Here is a 20,409-nt window from a genome sequence, read left to right as displayed (position 1 = left end):
ACGGGGGCGTCACGGGGGCGTGTGGTTCAGGCCGTGCCGTCCGGGCCGCTCAGGCGGTGGCCCGCTGCGTGGTCCGGGGGGTCGCGGTGCTGCGGCGCAGCAGCCAGAACGCCGTGGCCGTGCACACCCCGGCCACGGCCAGGACGAGCGCGCAGGTGGTCAGCTGGAGCGGCCAGTAGTGGGAGACGGGGTGGTAGGCGTTGTAGTAGCCGACCGCGTCGAGATTGTCGAGCAGCTTGCCGCAGCCGCCTGACGCGACCGGGGGGCACTCGGGCTGGGGGATGTGCGCGCCGCTCGCGGTGACCAGGCCGTGGTCGACCTCGACCCCGGAGTAGAGGTGTCCGTAGCGGTCGTCGAGGCCGGTCACCTCGGTGACGGCGGGCCACAGGTGCGGCATCAGCCGCTGGGCCGTGATCCACACGCCGGCGGTCAGCGCGAGGCCGAGCACCAGCGCGGGCAGGGTGCGGCGGCGCAGCAGGCCCGCGAGGACGCCGACGGCGAGTCCGGCCAGGGCCAGGGCGACGGTGGTCGGGCCGTTGGCGTGGAAGGTCCACACGTCGTGCCACGGCTTGCCGCTGTCGACGCGGCCCTGGGCGGCCGACCACGCCCTGCGGTGCAGCAGCACCAGCAGGCTCGTGCCCGCGGTGATCGCGACCGCCGGCACCGCCAGGCGCAGGGCCAGCCAGCGGGTGGGGCCGACGCCCTGGGTCCAGGCGAGCTGGGCGGTGCCGGACTCCAGTTCGCGGCCGGTGAGCGCGGCGCCCGCCCAGGCGGCCACCAGGAACGGCAGCCCGGTCAAGGCGGCCGTGAGGTAGGTGTAGGCGGACTTGTACAGGAGGATCGCGTCCTGGTCGTAGGCGCACCGCGGGGTCATGCCGCAGGCGTCGTACTGCCGCCAGCCCTCGGCCGCCGCGTCGGTGAGCGGTCCGGCGAGCCACAGCAGCAGGGCGGAGCCGAGCAGCACGAGCACGGTCCAGACGATGAGCGCGGGCCGGTGCAGGCGCAGCAGCCAGCGGGTCAGCCGGGGGCCGCCGTGGACGGGGGCGGAGCTGGTGGCGGCCGGGGCGGTGAGGGCGGTCACGCGGCGGTCTCCTCGGTCTGCTGGGTCTGCCCGGTTTCCGCCGGGGTGGTGGTCAGGGCGGGCGCCTCGGGGTTGCGCAGATGCGTGAGGATCAGGTCCTCCAGCGTCGGCGGGCCGGTGCGCCAGTCGGCGGGCAGCGGGGCGCCCCGGCGGATCAGGGCGCTCAGCTGGCGTCCGGTGGTCCGGGACTCCACGACGGTGTGCGCGCTCAGGTCGGCGGAACCGGCGGGCGCGCTCACCCGGGTGTGGGCGGCCAGCAGCTCGTCGATGTCCCCGGCGAGCCGGACCCGGCCGCCGCCGAGCAGCAGCAGATGGTCGCAGGAGTCCTCCAGTTCGGCGACCACGTGCGAGGACATCACGATGGTGGTGCCGTGCTGCGCGGACTGCCCCATCAGCACGCCCGTCAGGTCGTGCCGGGCCAGCGGGTCCAGGTCGGCCATCGGCTCGTCAAGGAGCAGCAGTTCGGTCCGCTTGCCGAGGGCCAGGGCGAGGGCGACCCGGGTCTGCTGCCCGCCGGACAGTGACCGCACCCGGACATCCGGGTCGAGGCCGCCCGCGGCCACCACCCGCTCGGCGGTGGCCCGGTCCCAGCGGCCGGGGTTGAGGTCGGCGCCCATGCGCAGCGTCTCGGCGATGGTGAGCTGCGGGTGCAGCGGCTTGCCCTGGGCGACGAAGCCGACCCGGGCGCGGGCCCGTGCCGGGTCCGTGCCGAGGACGGAGAGGCTGCCCTCGGTGGGGACGAGCAGCCCGGCGGCCAGGGCCAGGAGTGTGGACTTGCCCGCGCCATTGGGTCCGGCGATGGCGCAGACGCGTCCCGCGGGCAGCCGGAACGCGCAGTCGCGCAGCGCCCATCCTCCTCGCCGGCCGAAGCGCTTGCCGAGCGCGACCGCCTCCATGGCCGCTCCGGTATGGGTCGTCATGACTGTTCTCCCTGGAAGTGCGGCTCGGCGTGCTGCTCGGCCTGTCCTTCGGCGCGCGGCTCAGCGTGTCTGTCGGCGTGCGGCTCGGCGTGTCTGTCGGCGTGCGGATCGACGTGCTGACCGACGTGCCCGGCGTGCTGTTCGAGTACGGCGGTGAAGAGGGCGGCGATGTCGTCCCGGTCGAGCCCGGCCTGCCGGGCCCGGGCCGCCCATGCCTCCAGCTCGGCGCGCAGGGGTGACTCGGCCGGGGCGGAGCCCAGCGTGCGGCGCACGAAGGTGCCCATCCCGCGCCGCGCCTCGACCAGTCCCTCGCGTTCCAGCTCCCGGTACGCCTTGAGGACCGTGTTGGGGTTGATGGCGGTGGCCTCGACGACCTCGCGGGCCGTCGGCAGCTGGTCACCGGGCCGCAGCAGGCCCAGCCGGATGGCCTGTTTGGTCTGCTGGACGATCTGCACATAGGTGGCCACGCCGCTGTGCCGTTCGATGCGGTACTCGACCACTCGGACAACCACCCTTTCACTAATTGAGTAGTGAAAGGGTGGTGCAAGGGTGCCGCAGAAGTCAAACCGCCGGCTCAAGGAGGCCCGGCCGCGCGGCCGGGCCTCACCTGACAGTCCTCACGTCTCCGTGCGGTACATGAGGTCGGTCTCGTGGGTCACGAAGCCCAGCCGTTCGTACACGGACACGGCCGCCGTGTTGTCGGCGTCGACGTACAGCATCGCCGTCGGCAGGCCCTGCGCGGCCAGGTGGCGCAGGCCGACGGTCGTCAGGGCCTTGCCGAGGCCGCCGCCCTGGGCGCCGGGTGCCACGCCGAGCACATACACCTCGCCCAGCTGCTCCTCCGCGTGCACCTTGGTCCAGTGGAAGCCGACCAGCCGCCCCGCCCGTTCGGCGAGGAAGAAGCCGGCCGGGTCGAACCAGGGCTCGGCCTTGCGGTCGTCCAGGTCGCGCTGGGTCAGTGAGCCCTGCTCGGGATGGTGCGCGAAGGCCGCCGCGTTGACGGCGAGCCAGGCCGCGTCGTCCCGCCCCGGCACGAACGTGCGCACCGTGACGCCCTCCGGCAGCCGCGGCTCGGGCAGCCGGAGTCCGGTCAACGGCCGCCGCATCTGGCGCAGTTCACGGAACAGGGACATCCCGAGCACCTGGGCGAGGTGGCGGGCGGCGGCGTGCCCGCCGTGCGCCCACACCCGCAGCCGCTTCCCGGACGCGGCGAGCAGCGCCGAGCCGAGCGCCCGGCCGTGCCCGTGCCCCCGGTGCGAGGGGTGCACGACCAGCTCGGCGGCCGGCGCCTCCACCGGGTCGGTGTCCTCCAGCTGGGCATAGCCGACGAGTTCGTCGCCGACGCTGAGCAGCAGATGGGAGACGCCCTCGCGCGCGCCCCCGCGCAGTTGCAACCGGCCCTGCTCGGACACCGCCTGCTGTCCGTCGGTCGCGGCGGCCGTCGCGAGCAGTTCCAGGACGCGCTCGGCCTGGTCCGGGGAGAGCGCCGAGCAGGTCTCGATGGCGCGGGAGGGGAAGGGCGGTGCGGCGTCGTCGCTGGTCATGCGTACGAGGGTACGGGGAGCCCGCGGCAAAGTGGTGACAAGGGCAAACGCAAAGAAGTCGGCAAAGGGAAACCAGGATGTAACCATGAACCCCCTGTCGCGCTACGCGCGTTGAATCTAGGCTGCGCCATCGGACTCACTCCTCACCATCAGCCCACAGGGGGGCACATGCCGACGCCAGCCCATCCGCGTCACCGCGGCAGACGCCGCACGCACACGTTTCTCGCGACCGCCGCCGGTCTCGCCACCGTCGCGGCCCTGGCCGCCGCGCTGCCCGCGCAGGCGCACAACGACCGGGACGACCACGGCGGCCACGGTCTGCCGGGCCGCTACCAGGACGTCCAGCTCCTCTCCTTCAACGACCTGCACGGCAACCTGGAGCCGCCGTCCGGCTCCTCCGGCCGGGTCACCGAACTGCAGGCGGACGGCACCACGAAGACGATCGACGCGGGCGGCGTCGAGTACCTGGCGACCCATCTGCGCCAGGCCCGCGCCGGCCACCCGTACTCCATCACCGCGGCCGGCGGTGACATGGTCGGCGCCTCTCCGCTGATCTCCGGCCTGTTCCACGACGAGCCGACCATCGAGGCGCTCAACGGCCTGGACCTGGACGTCACCGCCGTGGGCAACCACGAGTTCGACGAGGGCGCCAAGGAACTGGCGCGGCTGCAGAACGGCGGCTGCCACCCGACGGACGGCTGCTACGACAAGAAGAAGAAGTTCACCGGCGCCGACTTTCCGTACCTCGCGGCCAACGTGCTGAACGAGAAGACGGACAAGCCGATCCTGAAGCCGTACTGGGTCTGGAAGAAGAAGGACGTCAAGGTCGGCTTCATCGGCGTCACCCTGGAGAACACCCCGGGCATCGTCTCCGCCGAGGGCGTCAAGGGCCTCAAGTTCAAGGACGAGGTCGAGACGATCAACAAGTACGCCAAGGAACTGCAGCGCCAGGGCGTCCAGTCGATCGTGGCCCTGATCCACGAGGGCGGCTTCCCGGCCTCGTCGAGCTACAACTACGACTGCGACTCCTCGGGCGCAGGCGCCGGCATCTCCGGCCCGATCGTGGACATCGCGAAGAACGTCACCCCGGCGGTCGACGCGCTGGTGACGGGCCACACCCACAACGCGTACGTCTGCACCATCGACGACCCGTCGGGCAAGCCGCGCATGGTCACCTCGGCCGCCTCCTTCGGCCGCCTCTACACGGACACCACGCTGACCTACGACCGGGTGACCGGTGACATCGCCCGTACGGCGGTGAAGTCGGCGAACCGCGTGGTCACGCGCACCGTGCCCAAGGCGCCGGACATGACGCGGCTGATCTCCAAGTGGAACACGCTGGCCGCGCCCATCGGCAACCGTCCGGTCGGCTACATCTCCGGCGACATCGCCAACACCGGTACCGAGTCCCCGATGGGCGACCTGATCGCGGACGCGCAGCTCGCCTACGGCCGGGAGCTGGACCCGAAGACCTCCCTGGCGCTGATGAACCCGGGCGGCGTGCGGGCCGGCCTGACGTACGCGGCCTCGGGCGCCGAGGGCGACGGCGTCGTCACCTATGCCGAGGGCTTCACCGTCCAGCCGTTCGCCAACACGGTGAACCTCCAGGACCTCACCGGCGCGCAGCTGATCCAGGTGCTGAAGGAGCAGGTGAGCGGCGCCAACGCCGCCGCGCCGAAGATCCTCCAGCCGTCGGCCGGGCTGACCTACACGCTGGACCTGACGAAGTCCGGCGCGGACCGCGTGGTCACCGACTCGATCCGGCTGAACGGCGCCGCGATCGACCCGGCCGCCACCTACCGGGTCGCCTCCAACAGCTTCCTCGCGGGCGGCGGCGACGGCTTCACCACGCTGGGCCAGGGCACCAACCCCCTGGTCGGCACGGACGACCTGACCGCCCTGGCGAACTACCTGACGGCCAACTCGTCGGCCGGCAACCCGATCGCGCCCCCCGCGGCGAACCGGATCACCATCGTGCGGTGATCCGCACAGCGGCCGCTTCCCGGCCCGGGCCCGGTACGTACTCCGGTACGTACCGGGCTCTTCTCGTTCCATAAAACCTGTGTGAGCCGCCGAATGGTTCCGCATTGCGTCTGAAAATTCATCTCAGTCTCAATTAACTCAGGTCTCACCGGAATTGGCATTCTTTGGCGCTCGACTCCCGTAATGTTTTCCATGTCGAAAGCGAAAGGCGCGGACGACATACGAAACAAGGAGAAGACATGAGCTTCCACAAGGTGACCCCCGCCAAGAAGACCCGCAAGCCCGCCCCGGCCGCGAAGAAGCCGGCGCCGAAGAAGCCCACCCCGAGGCGGCGTCCGGTCGGCGGCGAGCGCTGACCGAGAATTCACCCACGTAAATCACAGGGAATTCCCGGGAAGAGGGGAAAGGCCCGCCGCGAGGCGGGGTCATCGGGTCGAGCACACGCGCGCCGATGACCCCGCCTCGGCCGTGTCCGCAGCCGCTTCCCTGGTGCCATGCCCCCTGATGTGTAAGGGAGTTGACCATGAGAGAAGCCCGCCGGGCGTTTTGCCGCTTCTGGCCGCTGACCCGCGGTGACCGCAGCCGGCTGGCGCTGATCGTGGCCTGCGTGGTGATCTCCGCGCTCACCGAGACCGCCGCCGTCCTGCTCTTCGCCGACCTCACCGACCATGCCCTGCAGGCCGGTTCGCTGTCCGCGTTCTGGGGCCCGGCCGCCGCCTGGCTGGGCGTCGCCGCCCTCGGCGCGCTGGTCGGCTACCTCGGCAACTCGCTCGCCACCTGGACCGCCGACCGGTTCGTGCGACGGCTGCGCGCGCACGCCTTCCGGCATGTGCAGCGCCTGCCCCCGGACTTCTTCCAGCGGCACCGCCAGGGCGACCTGGTCGAGCGGCTCACCGGTGATGTCGAGGCCATCGAGCAACTGGTCGTCTCCGGAGTGATCGGCTCGATCGGGGCCGCCTTCTCCGCCGTCTTCTACACCGCCGCCGCGTTCTGGCTGCGCTGGGACCTGGCGCTGGCCACGTTCCTGCTCGCGCCCCTCTTCCTGCTCGCCGCCCGCCGCTTCGCCGGCCGCGTCAAGAAGGCGTCCCGGGACGAGCGGGCCGCCGACGGCGCGATCACCTCGGTGGTGACCGAGGCGCTGGGCAACATCGTGCTCACCCAGGCATACAACCGCCGCCGCGACGAGGAGGCACGGCTCGACGCCGAGGCCCGCGCCTGGCAGCGGGCCTGCGTGCGCGGGGCGCGGCTGAGCGAGCTGTACGAGCAGTTCGTCGAGGTCGTCGAGACGGTGTGCGTGCTCACGGTGATCGGGCTCGGTGTGTGGGAGATCTCCGCTGGGCGTATGACGCTGGGCCAACTGCTGGCCTTCGCCGCCTTCCTCGGCTACCTCTACCCGCCCGTGCGCGCCCTCGGCCGGCTCGGCCTCACCGTCACCGAGGCCGTGGCCGGCGCCGAACGCATCGGCGAGATCCTGGACGCCGAGCCCGCCGTCACCGACCCGGCCCGGCCGGTCACCGCCTGGCCGGTGCGCGGCCGGATCGACTTCGAAGGCGTCCGCTTCCGCTACCCGGACGCGCCCCGCACCGCCCTGCGGGACATCACGTTCGGCGCGGGCCCCGGAGAACTGGTCGTCGTCACCGGTGAGAGCGGCGCCGGCAAGTCGACCCTGACCGCGCTGCTGACCCGCTTCTACGACCCCTCGGCCGGCACGATCCGGCTGGACGGCGTGCCGCTGACCGACGTACCCCTCGACTTCCTGCGCGAGAACATCGCCCTGCTGCCGCAGCGGACGCCGGTCCTGAGCGGCACCGTCCGCGAGAACATCGCGTGCGGCCGGCCCGGCGCGAGCGACGCGGAGATCGAGCGGGCGGCCCGCGCCGCGGCGGCGCACGACTTCGTCGCGGCACTGCCCGACGGCTACGACACCCGTATCGCCCCCGGCACGGCCGCCCTGTCCGGCGGCCAGCTGCGGCGCCTGGCCATCGCCCGCGCGATGCTCCGGGCCGCCCCGGTCCTCGTGCTGGACGAGCCGACGGCCGGCCTGGACGCGGTGGCCGCCCGTCAGGTGGTGCGGCCCCTGCGCCGGCTGATGGCCGGCCGGACCACGATCATGATCACCCATGACCTGACGCTGGCCCCGGACGCCGACCGCATCCTCGTCGTGGACCGCGGCCGACTGGTGGAAACGGGCACCCACACCGAACTGCTCGCCCACGGCGGCGCGTACGCCCGACTGGCCGCCCCCCTGCCGAAGACGGTCCCCCCGCCCTCGACGCCCCACCCGGACGACACGCTGACCCTCCGGGGGTAGGCCGCGGCGCGGTTGTGGTCCCGGCTTGCGCCGCACGTTGTGGACGAGCCGCGGTCCGAAGGCGGTTCTACTGTCCCTGGCGCCCGGCCCGGATGACACGCTGACCCTCCGGGGGTAGGCCGCGGCGCGGGTGTGGTCCCGGCCTGCGCCGCACGTTGTGGGCGAGCCGCGGCTCGCCGCGGTTCTCCTGCGGGCGCCGCGGGCCCATGACGCGCACGTTCGGGGTGTCCGCCGCGGTCCTCTGCTGGAAGCAAGCCCGCACCACCGGCGGGTCGGCCCGCCGCGGGACACGGCGGCGGTCGGGTCACGGTGCCGGCGTCAGGTCCGGTGGGGCGGTCGGGGCGCCGGGCAGGCGGACCGTGGCCACCGTGCCGCCGCCCGCCGCGGGGGCCAGGGACACCTCGCCGCCCGACTGCTGGACCGTGCGGGCCACGATCGACAGGCCGAGGCCCGAACCCGGCAGTGCCCGCGCGCTCGGAGAGCGCCAGAACCGGTCGAAGACATGCGGTAGTTCCTCGACGGCGATGCCGGGACCGTGGTCCCGGACGGTGAGGACGCCCTTGGCCAGGGCCACGTCCACCGTGCCGCCGTCGGGGCTGAACTTCACCGCGTTGTCGAGGACGTTGACGATCGCCCGCTCCAGCGCGGATGGTTCGCCGCGGACGTACCACGGCGCCAGGTCGGCCGTGATCGTCAGCTCGGGGCCGCGCAGCCGGGCGCGGCGCAGCGCCGTCTCCACCGTGTCGTGGAACGCGATCACCTGGACCCGTTCGCCGCGCTGGCTCTCCGAACGGGACAGTTCCTGGAGGTCACCGATCAGCGACGCCAGCTCCGTCATCTGCGCCTTCACCGACGCCAGCAGCGCCTTGCGGTCGGCCGGTGGCAGGGGCCGGCCGGTCTCCTCGCTGCGGGTGAGCAGTTCCACGTTCGTGCGCAGCGAGGTGAGCGGCGTCCGCAGTTCATGACCGGCGTCCGCGATCAGCTGCTGCTGCAACTCGCGCGAGCTGGCCAGCGCGGACGTCATCGAGTTGAACGACCGGGACAGTCGGGCGATCTCGTCCTCGCTGTCGTCCACCACCGGGATGCGGATGGTCAGGTCCTCGGTGCGGGCGACGTGTTCCACCGCCTCGGTGAGCTTGTCGACCGGGCGCAGCCCGGCCCGGGCCACGGCGAGACCGGCGGCGCCGGCCCCGACGACCCCTATCCCGGAGACCAGCAGCAGCACCAGGGCCAGGTCCTTGAGCGTGTTCTCGGTGCCCTTGAGGGGGACGGCTGCCATGAGGGCCGCGTTGCTCTGGGAGATCGGGCTGCTGATGGTGAGGGGCGCGGTGAACACGCGTACGCGGTTGCCTTCCGCGTCGGTGCCGTTGTGGAAGACGCCCTTGGTGCCGTCGACGTCCGCGTTCTTGATCACGTCCTCGTCGGTCGGGGTGACCTTGATCCGCCCGATCGAGCTCTGGAAGAGACAGGGGGTGCCGTCCGAGGTGACCACCTGGGAGTACCCGAAGCCGTTGACGGCGATCGGGGTCTGTGTGCAGTTGGTGAGCGCGGTCCGGATGTTGTCGAGGTCCTGGGGGCGGCCCCTGACCATGGCCAACGCGGACTTCTGCAGGTCGTTGTCGAGCTGTTCGTACAGTTTCCCCTGCACGATGAACCAGCAGGTCACCGAGACCGCCGCGACCGCGAACGCCACCGCGGCCGCCACCAGCAGCGACAGGCGCGAGCGGATCGGCAGGGCCCGGAACCGGCGTACCAGCCGTGTCACTCGGCGCCGCCCTGGCGCAGCACGTATCCCACGCCGCGGACTGTGTGGACGAGCCGCGGCTCGCCGCCCGCCTCGGTCTTGCGGCGCAGGTACATGACGTAGACGTCCAGCGAGTTCGACGACGGCTCGAAGTCGAAGCCCCAGACCGCCTTCAGGATCTGCTCACGGGTGAGCACCTGGCGCGGATGGGCCATGAACATCTCCAGCAGCGTGAACTCGGTGCGGGTCAGTTCCACCTGCCGGGTGCCGCGGGTGACCTCGCGGGTCGCGAGGTTCATCCGCAGGTCGCCGAAGGTGAGGGCTTCGTCGTCCGGGGTGGCGCCGGCCATGGCCAACGAGGCGGCGTACGAGCTGCGCCGCAGCAGCGCGCGGATGCGGGCGAACAGCTCGTCCAGTTCGAACGGCTTGACCAGGTAGTCGTCGGCCCCGGCGTCCAGGCCGGTGACCCTGTCGCCGACGGTGTCGCGGGCCGTGAGCATCAGGATCGGTGTGGTCTCGCCCGCACCGCGGATGCGGCGGGCGGCCGTCAGGCCGTCCATGCGGGGCATCTGGATGTCCAGGACGACCAGGTCGGGCCGGTACGCGGCCGACTTCTCCAGCGCGTCGGCGCCGTCGACGGCGACCTCGGTGTCGTACCCCTCGAAGGCCAGGCTGCGCTGGAGCGCTTCGCGTACGGCGGGCTCGTCGTCGACGATCAGGATGCGCTGCGGTTCACGGTCGCCTTCGGCGGAGCTCATCGTCGGGGTTTCCTCGGGGGTGGGATGGGGGCCTGGGACGCCATTCAGCCTCGCATGTTTCCGACCGAACAGGTAAGCACGAGCCACCGACGCCGACGCCGGTGCCGCGGACCAGCGCCGGCAGGGAGGCCGCGGTGGGTGGGGGTGCCGGGGCCGGTGGCTCGGGTGACGGAGTCGGGGTTGTCCGGGTGAGGGTCTGGATCGGGGAGGCCGCCGTGGGCGGGGGTGTCCGGGCCGGTGGCTTGGGTGACGGAGTCGGGGTTGTGCGGGTGGGGGTCGGGACCGGGTTTCCGGCTGTGGGTGGAGCGCCGGGCTCGGGTCTCGGGCGCCGCGTCGCGGGCCCGGGACACCGGGCACCGGCCGCGCGGCCTCCGCCGCGGTGGCCTCGGTCGTGGGAGCCGTCGCCTCCAGCCGTACGGACTCGCCCCTGGGCGCGCCCGCCGAACCGGTCGGGACAAGCTCGGCCGGTCCGGGCTCAGGCACGGGCTCAGGCGTGGACGGCGGTCAGGCGCTTCAGGGGGACCTTGTGGCGGTGCGGGCGGGCGGCGGGCAGGCGCAGCCCCATCAGTTCGGGGGTGGCGACCTCCGTGGCCCGGGCCGGCGGCCGGGGCGCGTGGAGTTCGTACGCCACCTCAAGGGCCAGGGCGGTGCAGACCGGGGCGAGTCCTGCCATCGGGTGCGAAATCTGCTCGATCGTGTTGATCATGACGTGCTCCCTAGCTCTTCGTGCTGCCGAGCCCTTCGTGCTCCGGGCCCGTCGTGTTCTCGCGTGTGCGCTGCGCTCTCCGCCCCGCCCGCTCAGCCGGTGGCGCCGGCCCGCAGCTTGGCCAGGTCGGACTTGACGGTGTTGATGGGGATCGCGAAGCCGAGGCCGACGCTGCCCGCGTCCGAGGACGACGAGGAGTCGGTGGCCGAGTACATCGCGGAGTTGATGCCGATGATGTTGCCGCCCGCGTCGATCAGGGCACCGCCGGAGTTGCCGGGGTTGAGGGACGCGTCGGTCTGGATGGCCTTGTACGTGGTGGTGGAGGAGCCCGTGTCGCCGTTGAACTCCTGGCCGCCGAACTGGAACGGCCACCGGCCGTCGCCCCGGCCCTGCCCCTGGCTCTCGTCCGTGGAGACGGTCACGTCGCGGTTCAGGGCGGAGACGATGCCGCTGGTGACGGTGCCGGTCAGCCCCTCGGGGGAGCCGATCGCCACGACCGTGTCGCCGACCTGCACCCCGGAGGAGTCGCCGAGGGAGGCGGCCTTCAGACCGGAGGCGCCGCGCAGCTTGATCAGGGCGAGGTCCTTGGAGCTGTCGGTGCCCACGACGTCCGCCGTGTACTCCTTGCCCTCGCTGGTCCGCACCTTGATCGACGAGGCGCCGGAGACGACGTGGTTGTTGGTGATGATCTCGCCGTCGGAGGTGATGACCACGCCGGAGCCGGTGGACGAGCCGCCCGCGAGCGTCGCGTTGACCTCGACCACGCTCGGGCTGACCGCGGCGGCGATGGCGGCGACATCGCCCTTCTTGCTGGACGGCACCACCTGGGTGGCGGTGCTGCTGACCGGGGCGGAGTCCTTGCCGGTCAGCTCCTGGAAGGCGTACGCCGTGCCGCCGCCCACCGCAGCGGCGACGATCGCCACGGCGGCCAGCAACCCTATCGGCCCCCGGGCGCGCTTCTTGTGCGGGGAGTGCGCGGACTGCGGGGAGTGCGCGGACTGCGGCGCCTGCGGCGCACCGCCGTCGCCGCCCGGCGCGGTCGCGAGGAGAGCGGTTCCGCCGTCGTGCCCGCCGGCCCCGCCCCGACCGGCGTCGGCGGCGAGCGGCGCGGTGGCCGCGGCGGCCCCGCCGCCCGGCCACACGGTGGTGCCCGGCTCGACGGAGACCGGTTCCGCCGGCCGGTGGGCGGGCGGGGGCGGCCATTCCGGGTTCACGGGGGAGGAGGCGTGCTGCTGGGGGTACGCGCCCTGGTGGGCGTCACCCTGGGGGTTCTCGTACGCGCCGCTGCTGCGGAGGCTCTCGGTCATGCCATAGAGCTTTGCCCGCCACCATGAGAGGTTCCTGAGCGCTCCCTGAGAAGCCCGGCAGAACCTCGTTTGCCCGATATAAAGACGGTTCTCGCAGCGGGGCGGCGCCTCTCAGAAAGCCCTCATGGACGCCTGAGAAACCTCATACACAGCCGCAGGAGTGGCGCAGTACCAGTCGGGACGGGAAGGTCTTCAGCCGCTCCCGGCGTGAGCCGGCCACGCGGAGGCCGTCATCGAGGACGAGGTCCACGGCGGCCCGTGCCATAGCGGACCGGTCCGAGGCGACCGTGGTCAGCGGCGGGTCGGCCAGGGCCGCCTCCTTGATGTCGTCGAAGCCGGCCACGGCCAGCTCGCCCGGCACGTCGAGCCGCAGCTCCCGCGCGGCCCGCAGCACGCCGATCGCCTGGTCGTCGGTGGAGCAGAAGATCGCGGGCGGCCGGTCGGGGCCGGAAAGGATCTCCAGGGCGACCCGGTAGGCGTCATAGCGGTTGTACGGGGCTTCGAAGAGGCGGCCCTCGGTGGGGATGCCGGCCTCGTCCAGGGCGCGCCGCCAGCCCTCGACGTGGTCGGAGACCGGGTCGCCCACGGCAGGTGTGTCGGCCGTGCCGCCCACGCAGGCGACGTACTCGTACCCGTGCTCCAGCAGGTGGCGCACCGCGAGCTGGGCGCCGCCGAGGTCGTCGGTGACGACGGCGACGTCGTCGATGGCCTCGGGCCGTTCGTGCAGCAGCACCACCCGGGCGTCCCATGCCTCGATCTCGGCCGCGGCGAGGTCGTTGAGCGCGTGGGAGACGAGGATCAGACCGGAGACCCGCATCCCGAGGAAGGCCCGCAGATAGTGGACCTCGCGCTCGCCGATGTAGTCGGAATTGCCGACGAGCACCATTTTCCCGCGCTCGGAGGCGGCCTGCTCGACCGCGTGGGCCATCTCCCCGAAGAAGGGCTGGCGTGCGTCCGGCACGATCAGTCCTATGAGGTCGGTGCGCCGCGAGGCCATGGCCTGGGCCACCCGGTCGGGCCGGTACCCCAGTTCCTTGATCGCCGCGAGGACACGCTCGCGCGTGGCCGGGGCCACCGGCCGGGGTCCGTTGTTGATGACGTAGCTGACCACGGCGGTGGAAGTGCCCGCCAGCCGCGCCACGTCATCCCGAGTCACCTTGGCCACGCGCGGAGTCTACGCGGAGAGATCCGCGCTGGGCAGGGCTTATCGCGGCTTGCCTGTGCGCGAGCAACGCCCCACCCGTGCCGTGACTACGCCTCGGCCTTGACCTCGCTGCCGTCGAGCACGGCCGATGCGTCCGCATCCTCCGGCTTTGGCCGGGCCGCCTTGGCCTTCGCCTCGTCCGCGGCGCGGTCGCCCTTCTCAGGAGTAACGAATCGATAACCGACGTTCCGTACGGTTCCGATCAGCGACTCGTGCTCCGGACCAAGCTTGGCGCGCAGCCGTCGTACGTGCACGTCGACGGTCCGTGTGCCCCCGAAGTAGTCGTAGCCCCACACCTCCTGGAGCAGCTGGGCGCGGGTGAAGACGCGGCCCGGGTGCTGTGCGAGGTATTTCAGAAGCTCGAACTCCTTGAAGGTCAGGTCGAGGACCCGGCCCTTGAGCTTGGCGGAGTAGGTCGCCTCGTCGACCGACAGGTCGCCGTTGCGGATCTCCATCGGGGAGTCGTCGTTGACGATCTGCTGGCGGCCCATGGCCAGCCGGAGGCGTGCCTCCACCTCGGCGGGGCCGGCGGTGTCCAGGAGCACGTCGTCGATGCCCCAGTCGGCGGTGACGGCGGCGAGGCCGCCCTCGGTGACGACGAGGACGAGCGGACAGCCGGGGCCGGTGGAGCGCAGCAGCTGGCACAGGCTGCGCACCTGGGGGAGGTCGCGGCGGCCGTCGATCAGGATGACGTCGGCGCCCGGGGTGTCGACGAGGGCGGGTCCCTCCGCCGGGGCCACCCGCACGTTGTGCAGCAGCAGTCCGAGGGCGGGAAGCACCTCCGTCGACGGCTGGAGGGCGTTGGTCAGGAGCAGCAGAGAACTCATGTGTCTGGTTCCTCCTCGGTCCCTGCGAGGACGTGTGCGGCGGGAACTGCTCTGCGATCCCGAAGGCCCCGTACACCTGCGGTTTCCCGCTTCGTATACAACGCTTCCGAAAGCACAAAAGGACCCGGGGGCTACGCTGCCCGAGTCCTCTGCCCAGCAGAATAGCCGACATGAGCAACGGTCCGGCAGGTCATGTGGCACGCTCCATCATTCATCAGGGCTCCGGGACGGGCAGACGGGCACCTTTGCGGACGTTTCTGTGTACGGCCGACGGGGTTTTCCTCGATTCCGTATACGACCCGGGCGCGGTCGTATACGGCGCCTCCGCGCCACCCTCCCGTGACCTGGTGTTCGTCGTCGCCCACGGCTTCACCGGGGACGTGGACCGGCCGCATGTGCGCCGGGTCGCGGCGGCCCTCGCCCGCAGGGGCGCGGTCGTCACCTTCTCGTTCCGCGGCCACGGGGCGTCCGGCGGGCGTTCCACGGTCGGCGACCGGGAGGTGCTGGACCTGGCCGCCGCGGTGGAGTGGGCCCGCGCGCTCGGGCACGCGCGCGTGGTCACCGTGGGCTTCTCCATGGGCGGCTCTGTGGTGCTGCGGCACGCGGCGCTGCACCCGGGTGCCGACGCCGTGGTCGCGGTGAGCGCCCCGGCCCGCTGGTACTACCGGGGCACCGCGCCGATGCGCCGGGTGCACTGGCTGGTGACGCGCCCCGAGGGCCGACTGGTCGGCCGCTACGGGTTCCGCACCCGCATCCACCACCGCGACTGGGACCCGGTCCCGCTGTCCCCGGTGGAGGCGGTGCCGCGGATCGCGCCGACCCCGCTGCTGATCGTGCACGGCGACCGGGACGGCTACTTCCCGCTCGACCACCCCCGGATGCTGGCCGCCGCCTCCGGTGACCACGGGGAACTGTGGCTGGAACCCGGCATGGGTCACGCCGAGCACGCGGCCGACGAGGCCCTGCTGGCCCGGATCGGGGACTGGGCGGCCGTCCGGGCGGGCTAGCCTGGCGTGTTGAGACTACGTACTGATGTACACACGGACTTGAGGACGAGATGGCAAAGGTCACGGTGCGCTACTGGGCCGCCGCGAAGGCCGCGGCCGGGGTCGCCGAGGAGGCCCATGACGCGGCGACCCTCGCCGAGGCGCTGGCCGCGGTGCGCGCGCGGCATCCCGGCGAACTGCCGCGCGTGCTGCGGCGATGCTCGTTCCTGGTCGACGGCGACCCGGTGGGGACCCGTGAGCATGAGACGGTACGGCTGGCCGAGGGCGGCACGGTCGAGGTGCTCCCGCCATTCGCAGGAGGGTGAGCGATGACCCAGCAGCCGTATGACGGCGGTCCGTACGAGGGGTACGACCCCTACCGGCAGCAGCAGCCCCACCAGACCGGACACCAGGCCGGGCACCAGGCCGGGCAACAGGCCCCGCAGGCGTGGCCCGCCCACCAGGGCTACGACCAGTCCGGGTACGGGCAGTCCGGTCACAACCAGTCCGGCCAGTCCGGGTACGGGCAGTCCGGCCAGCCGGGGTACGGGCAGCCAGGTCATGACCAGTCCGGTCATCACCAGTCCGGTTATGACCAGTCCGGGTACGACCCGCAGCTCACCCAGCAGTGGCAGGGGCAGACCTGGGAGACCCAGGTGCACGCGCCGCTGCCGTCGGCCGAGGAGGCCGCGCCGACCGCGTACCTGCCGGCGCACGGCTACGCCGCCCAGGCCCCCGCGACCGCCCCCGCCGCGCCCCCTGCGCCCCACATGCCCCATGCGCCCCACGAGCCGCACGGGGCGTCCATGGCGCAGCAGGCGCCCGCTCAGGCCCCTCAGGCCCCGTCCGCCGTCCCGCGTACGGCAGGGCCCGCGTACGGCCCCGCCACCCTCGCCGGGAACGCCCGCGTCACCGACGCCCAGCGGGCCCGCCTGGAGGGCCGCTCCCCGATCATCGACCCGGGAATGCAGCCCGCGGCGCTCACCGCGCTGCTCGGCCTGCTGCTCGCCGGCACCGCGGCGGTCGGCTCGTACGCCCTGGTCGTGCCGCTGGTCGTGCTCCAGGCCGTGACCGCGGCGGGCTGGTTCCGGCTGAACGGCATGTGGCCCGCCCGGCAGGGCATCGCGCTCGCCTTCGCCGGCGCGCTCACCGCGGACGTGACGCTGCTGGTCGCGGGCCGTGAGCACGCGCCCGCCGCCATCCTCGGCCCGCTGGGCGTGTGGATCCTGCTCGCCCTGGTCCTGCAACTGCGCTCGCACGCCGACCCGGACGAGCGGATGTACGGGCTGATGGCGACGGTCGCCGCCACCGCGCTCGCGGTCATCGCGACGGGCTATCTGGGCGCCGACCCGCACACCGCGTCGGTCGGTGCCGCCGCGGTGGCCGTGGCGGTCCTGGCCCGCACGCTCCCGCTGCCCACCCCGGCCTCCATGGCCGTCTCGCTGCTCGCGGCGGCGGGCGCCGGCATCGCGGTCGGCCAGATGACCGGTCTCGGCGCGAAGGGCGCCCTGGTCGGCGCGGCGGCGGCCGTGTGCGCGCTCGTCGGACACCGCGTGGCCGCCTACGACTACCCGTCCCGGTTCGTGCACTTCACCGCGGGTGTGGCACTGCCGCTGTCGGCCGCGGCACCGGTGGTGTGGGTCCTCGGCCGGGCCCTGGGCTGAGAGCGCACGTCACAGGTGATCGACAAAACCCGGGGACCGGCCCCGCCGGGCGTTACCGTGACTGCGTTGTCGACTGCCTAGGTGGGGGACCCCATGCGCGCGTTGCGAATACTTCTGATCGTCGTCGTGATCCTCGGCGGTCTGTTCGTGATCGTCGACCGCGTCGCGGTCCACTTCGCGCAGGGCGAGGCGGCCGACAAGCTCAGGACGACGGAGAACCTGTCCGCCACCCCGGACGTGTCGATCAACGGCTTCCCCTTCCTCACCCAGCTGGCCGGCGGCTCGCTGGACGACGTCGAGGTCGGCATCAAGGACTACCAGGCCCCCACCGGCACCGACGGACAGAGCGTCCGCATCGACGACCTGAAGGCGCACATGAAGGGCGTCGAGTTCTCCGGCGACTTCAGCTCCGCCACCGCGGCCACCGCCGACGGCACCGCGACCATCGCCTACGACGAGCTGCTGAAGACCGCCAAGTCCGACACCACCGAGGTCGCCCCCGGTGTCACCGCCCGCGTGATCGGCCTCTCCGACGGCGGCAACGGCAAGATCAAGGTCTCGGTGGAGGCCACGGTCCTCGGCGCCAAGCTGCCCAACCCCGTCTCCGTGCTGAGCACGGTCACCGTCAAGGGCGACACGGTGCGGGTGCACGCCGACACCCTGCCGAAGTTCGGCGGTGCGAACCTCGCCGAGGAGCGGGTCCGGGAGATCACCGACTTCCAGCAGGCCATCGACCAGCTGCCCGGTGGCATCAAGCTGGACACGGTGCGGGCTGCGCCGGACGGCGTCGAGATCACGGTGCGGGGTTCGAACGTCCGGCTGGCCGGGTAGGACGGACAGCGCCGACCACCGCCACGAGGCACCACGGGCGGCCCCGGGGCGGCGCCGCGCGGCCCTCGGCGGCCGGCGGGCAGCCACCGAGCGTCCGACAGGCGAGACGTCCATGTCCGTAGCGCAGATGCCGTGCGCCCCACGGCGGCCCGCGGGGCGCGTGCCGGGCGGCCCGGCAGTCCTGTGATCCCACATCCCGGACGATCGCATCTCACCATGCGACACGCCGGTGACATGCCCGCCCGTCCGTCCCTACGATCGAGGCCATGAAGCGACAGGCGGACCTCACGAAGCGGCGGGCAGTAGACCTGTGCCGCGTCTCCGCCATGCTCTGTCGCCCCTTCTGAGCGGGAGCCCCGACTTCCGCGTTCTTCGACCGCCCAGCAGAGGGCACCCGTGCGCGCTCCCCCCGGGGAGTCCGCGCCCCACGCACTCGCACGCCCCGCCGCAACTGCCCCGGAGGAGAAAGAGCATGAGCCGCAGCGACGTCCTGGTCGACGCCGACTGGTTGCAGGAGCACCTCGACGACCCGAACATCGCCATCGTCGAGGTCGACGAGGACACGACCGCGTACGAGAAGAACCACATCAGGAACGCGATCCGCATCGACTGGACCAAGGACCTCCAGGACCCGGTCCGCCGTGACTTCATCGACCAGGAAGGCTTCGAGAAGCTTCTGTCGGCGAAGGGCATCGCCAACGACACACTGGTGATCCTCTACGGCGGCAACAACAACTGGTTCGCGTCCTACGCGTACTGGTACTTCAAGCTGTACGGCCACGAGAACGTCAAGCTCCTCGACGGCGGACGCAAGAAGTGGGAGCTGGACGCCCGCGAGCTGGTCGACGGCACCGAGGTGCCCGAGCGCGCCGCGACCGACTACAAGGCCAAGCCGCAGGACACGTCCATCCGCGCGTTCCGCGACGACGTCGTGGCCGCCATCGGCTCGTACAACCTCGTCGACGTCCGGTCCCCCGACGAGTTCTCGGGCAAGCTGCTCGCCCCGGCGCACCTGCCGCAGGAGCAGTCGCAGCGGCCCGGGCACGTCCCGTCCGCCAAGAACATCCCGTGGTCGAAGAACGCCAACGACGACGGCACCTTCAAGTCGGACGACGCGCTCAAGGAGCTGTACGCCGACGAGAACGTGGACCTCGCCAAGGACACCATCGCCTACTGCCGCATCGGTGAGCGCTCCGCGCTGACCTGGTTCGTGCTGCACGAGCTGCTGGGCGTCCAGAACGTCAAGAACTACGACGGCTCCTGGACCGAGTACGGCTCCCTGGTGGGCGTGCCGATCGAGCTGGGCGCCGGCAAGTAGGCAACCCGACCCGTCAAGACCTCAAGACCTCTGACCTCTGGAGAAGCAGTATGTGTGGAGCGAAGGCCGGCGGCCCGGACGCCTCGACGATCAAGCCCGGTGAGACCACGATCCAGGGGCAGGTGACCCGCGACGGCGAGCCGGTGACGGGCTACGTCCGGCTGCTGGACTCGACCGGCGAGTTCACCGCGGAGGTCCCGACCTCCGCCACCGGACAGTTCCGCTTCTACGCGGCCGAGGGCACCTGGACCGTCCGCGCCCTCGTGCCCGGCGGCACCGCCGACCGCACCGTCGTCGCCCAGCAGGGCGGCCTCGCGGAGGTCGCGATCGCGGTCTGAGCGAGCACGTACGGCCCAAGGGCCGCGCCCCACGGGCCCAACGCCCGGGCGCGGCCCTTTGGTCTGTCGGGACCTACCCTGGAGTTATGTACGCACGGCGGCGTCATCTGTACTTCGCCATGATGGGCGTGTGCATCGCGCTCTTCGTCCTGGCCTGGGGAGTCGTGCGCATCTGGTCCGTGCCGGCGGCCGTCGCCATGTGCGTGGTGGCCATGGTCATCCCGCCCGTCGCCGCGATGATCGCCAACCGGCGCGGCCCCGAGGACCGCTGGTGGGACGACCCGTCGGGCGACCCGGAGTCCGACGCGTGGTGGGACGAGCTGGACGGCAAGAAGCGCCACTGAGCGCTCCGCTGGACGTGCCGCTGCGGGGGCGTGGCCCGTCCGCGGCGCCGTCGTGGGCGCCCCTTGGGGGCGCTGGGGCGCTGTCTTTCCGGTGCGTTTCTCAGTAGACGAGTGCCTGGGTGTCGTCGCCCAGTGCCTCCTGCACGAAGACCTGCGCGCCCGCGATCCGTACGCCCTCGACGACGTCCTTCTCCGTGATCTCACGGCGGGCCGCGCACTGCGTGCACAGGGTGACCGTGCCGCCGGCCAGGACCGACTCCAGCAGATCGGGCAGCGGGGCGGCGTGCGGCAGCTCGAACTCGGCGGCCCGGCCCGGCAGCGCGAACCACGACGACTCGCCGGTCAGCCACAGGGAGACCTCGACCCCGCTGGCCACGGCCACCGCCGCGACCGTGAACGCCTGCGAGCAGCGTTCGGGGGCATCGGCCCCCGCCGTCACCTTGATCACGAGCTTCTTCGCCATGCCCGAATCGTAATCAACTTCCTTGCAACGGTGCGGGTTGCCCATGGGTCTCCTGTGCGCGCGATGTGAAAGGCGCGCTC

The 20,409-nt window shown here is 72.2% G+C and carries 21 protein-coding genes; 10 read left to right on the top strand and 11 right to left on the bottom strand.

The genetic code is table 11. The features are described 5' to 3' along the window. Nucleotides 1–49 precede the first annotated feature (49 nt). From AC27LF_RS35445 to mshD, 4 genes are all read right to left on the bottom strand, one after another. On the bottom strand, nt 50–1,081 hold the full coding sequence (locus AC27LF_RS35445) for an ABC transporter permease (protein WP_479660394.1): 1,032 nt from the start codon (nt 1,079–1,081) through the stop codon (nt 50–52). After that, nucleotides 1,078–2,001, bottom strand: coding sequence for an ABC transporter ATP-binding protein (locus AC27LF_RS35440; RefSeq protein WP_479660393.1), 924 nt, complete (start codon nt 1,999–2,001; stop codon nt 1,078–1,080). The genes AC27LF_RS35445 and AC27LF_RS35440 overlap by 4 nt, the downstream gene beginning before the upstream one ends. After that, nucleotides 1,998–2,501 (bottom strand): GntR family transcriptional regulator, encoded by a 504-nt coding sequence (locus tag AC27LF_RS35435; protein WP_479660419.1) that lies wholly within the window; start codon nt 2,499–2,501, stop codon nt 1,998–2,000. The genes AC27LF_RS35440 and AC27LF_RS35435 overlap by 4 nt, the downstream gene beginning before the upstream one ends. A gap of 117 nt (nt 2,502–2,618) precedes the next feature. Continuing rightward, entirely contained in the window at nt 2,619–3,545 is a 927-nt protein-coding gene (gene mshD, locus AC27LF_RS35430; protein WP_479660392.1) for a mycothiol synthase, read from the bottom strand. 168 nt (nt 3,546–3,713) lie between these two features. On the opposite strand from mshD, the gene AC27LF_RS35425 reads away from it, so the two are divergent. Next, nucleotides 3,714–5,528 carry a bifunctional metallophosphatase/5'-nucleotidase gene (locus AC27LF_RS35425; RefSeq protein ID WP_479660391.1) on the top strand — a complete coding sequence of 605 codons (1,815 nt, stop codon included), beginning with the start codon at nt 3,714–3,716 and terminating at the stop codon, nt 5,526–5,528. 523 nt (nt 5,529–6,051) lie between these two features. After that, nucleotides 6,052–7,839, top strand: coding sequence for an ABC transporter ATP-binding protein (locus AC27LF_RS35420; RefSeq protein WP_479660390.1), 1,788 nt, complete (start codon nt 6,052–6,054; stop codon nt 7,837–7,839). A gap of 304 nt (nt 7,840–8,143) precedes the next feature. Here the strand turns inward: AC27LF_RS35420 and AC27LF_RS35415 are convergent, their stop codons facing one another. The 6 genes from AC27LF_RS35415 to AC27LF_RS35390 form a co-directional block, all read right to left on the bottom strand. Continuing rightward, the gene (locus tag AC27LF_RS35415) at nt 8,144–9,604 is read right to left on the bottom strand and encodes a sensor histidine kinase (protein ID WP_479660389.1); all 1,461 of its coding nucleotides are present in this window, start codon (nt 9,602–9,604) and stop codon (nt 8,144–8,146) included. Next, complete coding sequence (locus tag AC27LF_RS35410; protein WP_479660388.1) at nt 9,601–10,341, bottom strand: response regulator transcription factor; 741 nt, start codon at nt 10,339–10,341, stop codon at nt 9,601–9,603. Before AC27LF_RS35410 ends, AC27LF_RS35415 begins: the two co-directional genes overlap by 4 nt. A 487-nt stretch (nt 10,342–10,828) precedes the next feature. Then, nucleotides 10,829–11,047, bottom strand: coding sequence for a hypothetical protein (locus tag AC27LF_RS35405; protein WP_479660387.1), 219 nt, complete (start codon nt 11,045–11,047; stop codon nt 10,829–10,831). A 92-nt stretch (nt 11,048–11,139) separates the two neighbouring features. Then, entirely contained in the window at nt 11,140–12,354 is a 1,215-nt protein-coding gene (locus tag AC27LF_RS35400) for a S1C family serine protease (protein WP_479660386.1), read from the bottom strand. 142 nt (nt 12,355–12,496) lie between these two features. After that, the gene (locus AC27LF_RS35395; RefSeq protein WP_479660385.1) at nt 12,497–13,519 is read right to left on the bottom strand and encodes a LacI family DNA-binding transcriptional regulator; all 1,023 of its coding nucleotides are present in this window, start codon (nt 13,517–13,519) and stop codon (nt 12,497–12,499) included. Between the two features lie 86 nt (nt 13,520–13,605). Further along, nucleotides 13,606–14,385, bottom strand: coding sequence for a winged helix-turn-helix transcriptional regulator (locus tag AC27LF_RS35390; protein WP_404034038.1), 780 nt, complete (start codon nt 14,383–14,385; stop codon nt 13,606–13,608). 170 nt (nt 14,386–14,555) lie between these two features. On the opposite strand from AC27LF_RS35390, the gene AC27LF_RS35385 reads away from it, so the two are divergent. The 8 genes from AC27LF_RS35385 (at nt 14,556) to AC27LF_RS35350 (ending at nt 19,866) form a co-directional block, all read left to right on the top strand. Then, entirely contained in the window at nt 14,556–15,392 is an 837-nt protein-coding gene (locus AC27LF_RS35385; protein ID WP_479660384.1) for an alpha/beta hydrolase, read from the top strand. A 50-nt stretch (nt 15,393–15,442) separates the two neighbouring features. Continuing rightward, entirely contained in the window at nt 15,443–15,697 is a 255-nt protein-coding gene (locus AC27LF_RS35380) for a MoaD/ThiS family protein (protein WP_404034042.1), read from the top strand. 3 nt (nt 15,698–15,700) lie between these two features. After that, the gene (locus AC27LF_RS35375; protein WP_479660383.1) at nt 15,701–17,035 is read left to right on the top strand and encodes a hypothetical protein; all 1,335 of its coding nucleotides are present in this window, start codon (nt 15,701–15,703) and stop codon (nt 17,033–17,035) included. A 93-nt stretch (nt 17,036–17,128) separates the two neighbouring features. Continuing rightward, nucleotides 17,129–17,866 carry an LmeA family phospholipid-binding protein gene (locus AC27LF_RS35370; protein WP_479660382.1) on the top strand — a complete coding sequence of 246 codons (738 nt, stop codon included), beginning with the start codon at nt 17,129–17,131 and terminating at the stop codon, nt 17,864–17,866. Between the two features lie 266 nt (nt 17,867–18,132). After that, nucleotides 18,133–18,213 (top strand): putative leader peptide, encoded by an 81-nt coding sequence (locus AC27LF_RS35365; RefSeq protein ID WP_362163317.1) that lies wholly within the window; start codon nt 18,133–18,135, stop codon nt 18,211–18,213. 125 nt (nt 18,214–18,338) lie between these two features. Further along, nucleotides 18,339–19,184: a sulfurtransferase gene (locus AC27LF_RS35360; protein ID WP_479660381.1), complete on the top strand. Its 846-nt coding sequence runs from the start codon at nt 18,339–18,341 to the stop codon at nt 19,182–19,184. A gap of 50 nt (nt 19,185–19,234) precedes the next feature. After that, on the top strand, nt 19,235–19,522 hold the full coding sequence (locus AC27LF_RS35355; RefSeq protein ID WP_004986406.1) for a DUF1416 domain-containing protein: 288 nt from the start codon (nt 19,235–19,237) through the stop codon (nt 19,520–19,522). A gap of 86 nt (nt 19,523–19,608) precedes the next feature. Beyond that, the gene (locus AC27LF_RS35350; RefSeq protein WP_404034050.1) at nt 19,609–19,866 is read left to right on the top strand and encodes a DUF3099 domain-containing protein; all 258 of its coding nucleotides are present in this window, start codon (nt 19,609–19,611) and stop codon (nt 19,864–19,866) included. A 100-nt stretch (nt 19,867–19,966) separates the two neighbouring features. Here AC27LF_RS35350 and AC27LF_RS35345 read toward each other — a convergent pair whose 3' ends face one another. Then, entirely contained in the window at nt 19,967–20,329 is a 363-nt protein-coding gene (locus AC27LF_RS35345; RefSeq protein WP_479660380.1) for a DsrE family protein, read from the bottom strand. Nucleotides 20,330–20,409: the final 80 nt, after the last annotated feature.

It is taken from the genome of Streptomyces diversicolor, assembly GCF_057537855.1.
The sequence above is the reverse complement of the archived record's forward strand: the minus strand, read 5'-3'. Positions and strand labels throughout refer to the sequence as shown.

What these genes read in the sequence shown, in the direction of transcription:
- AC27LF_RS35440 (WP_479660393.1), bottom strand. Translation starts at nt 2,001, where the DNA reads ATGACGACCCATACCGGAGCGGCCATGGAGGCGGTCGCGCTCGGCAAG.
- AC27LF_RS35385 (WP_479660384.1), top strand. Translation starts at nt 14,556, where the DNA reads ATGAGCAACGGTCCGGCAGGTCATGTGGCACGCTCCATCATTCATCAG.
- AC27LF_RS35370 (WP_479660382.1), top strand. Translation starts at nt 17,129, where the DNA reads ATGCGCGCGTTGCGAATACTTCTGATCGTCGTCGTGATCCTCGGCGGT.
- AC27LF_RS35355 (WP_004986406.1), top strand. Translation starts at nt 19,235, where the DNA reads ATGTGTGGAGCGAAGGCCGGCGGCCCGGACGCCTCGACGATCAAGCCC.
- AC27LF_RS35410 (WP_479660388.1), bottom strand. Translation starts at nt 10,341, where the DNA reads ATGAGCTCCGCCGAAGGCGACCGTGAACCGCAGCGCATCCTGATCGTC.
- AC27LF_RS35360 (WP_479660381.1), top strand. Translation starts at nt 18,339, where the DNA reads ATGAGCCGCAGCGACGTCCTGGTCGACGCCGACTGGTTGCAGGAGCAC.
- AC27LF_RS35380 (WP_404034042.1), top strand. Translation starts at nt 15,443, where the DNA reads ATGGCAAAGGTCACGGTGCGCTACTGGGCCGCCGCGAAGGCCGCGGCC.
- AC27LF_RS35425 (WP_479660391.1), top strand. Translation starts at nt 3,714, where the DNA reads ATGCCGACGCCAGCCCATCCGCGTCACCGCGGCAGACGCCGCACGCAC.
- AC27LF_RS35350 (WP_404034050.1), top strand. Translation starts at nt 19,609, where the DNA reads ATGTACGCACGGCGGCGTCATCTGTACTTCGCCATGATGGGCGTGTGC.
- AC27LF_RS35400 (WP_479660386.1), bottom strand. Translation starts at nt 12,354, where the DNA reads ATGACCGAGAGCCTCCGCAGCAGCGGCGCGTACGAGAACCCCCAGGGT.
- AC27LF_RS35375 (WP_479660383.1), top strand. Translation starts at nt 15,701, where the DNA reads ATGACCCAGCAGCCGTATGACGGCGGTCCGTACGAGGGGTACGACCCC.
- AC27LF_RS35405 (WP_479660387.1), bottom strand. Translation starts at nt 11,047, where the DNA reads ATGATCAACACGATCGAGCAGATTTCGCACCCGATGGCAGGACTCGCC.
- AC27LF_RS35365 (WP_362163317.1), top strand. Translation starts at nt 18,133, where the DNA reads ATGAAGCGACAGGCGGACCTCACGAAGCGGCGGGCAGTAGACCTGTGC.
- AC27LF_RS35420 (WP_479660390.1), top strand. Translation starts at nt 6,052, where the DNA reads ATGAGAGAAGCCCGCCGGGCGTTTTGCCGCTTCTGGCCGCTGACCCGC.
- AC27LF_RS35345 (WP_479660380.1), bottom strand. Translation starts at nt 20,329, where the DNA reads ATGGCGAAGAAGCTCGTGATCAAGGTGACGGCGGGGGCCGATGCCCCC.
- mshD (WP_479660392.1), bottom strand. Translation starts at nt 3,545, where the DNA reads ATGACCAGCGACGACGCCGCACCGCCCTTCCCCTCCCGCGCCATCGAG.
- AC27LF_RS35390 (WP_404034038.1), bottom strand. Translation starts at nt 14,385, where the DNA reads ATGAGTTCTCTGCTGCTCCTGACCAACGCCCTCCAGCCGTCGACGGAG.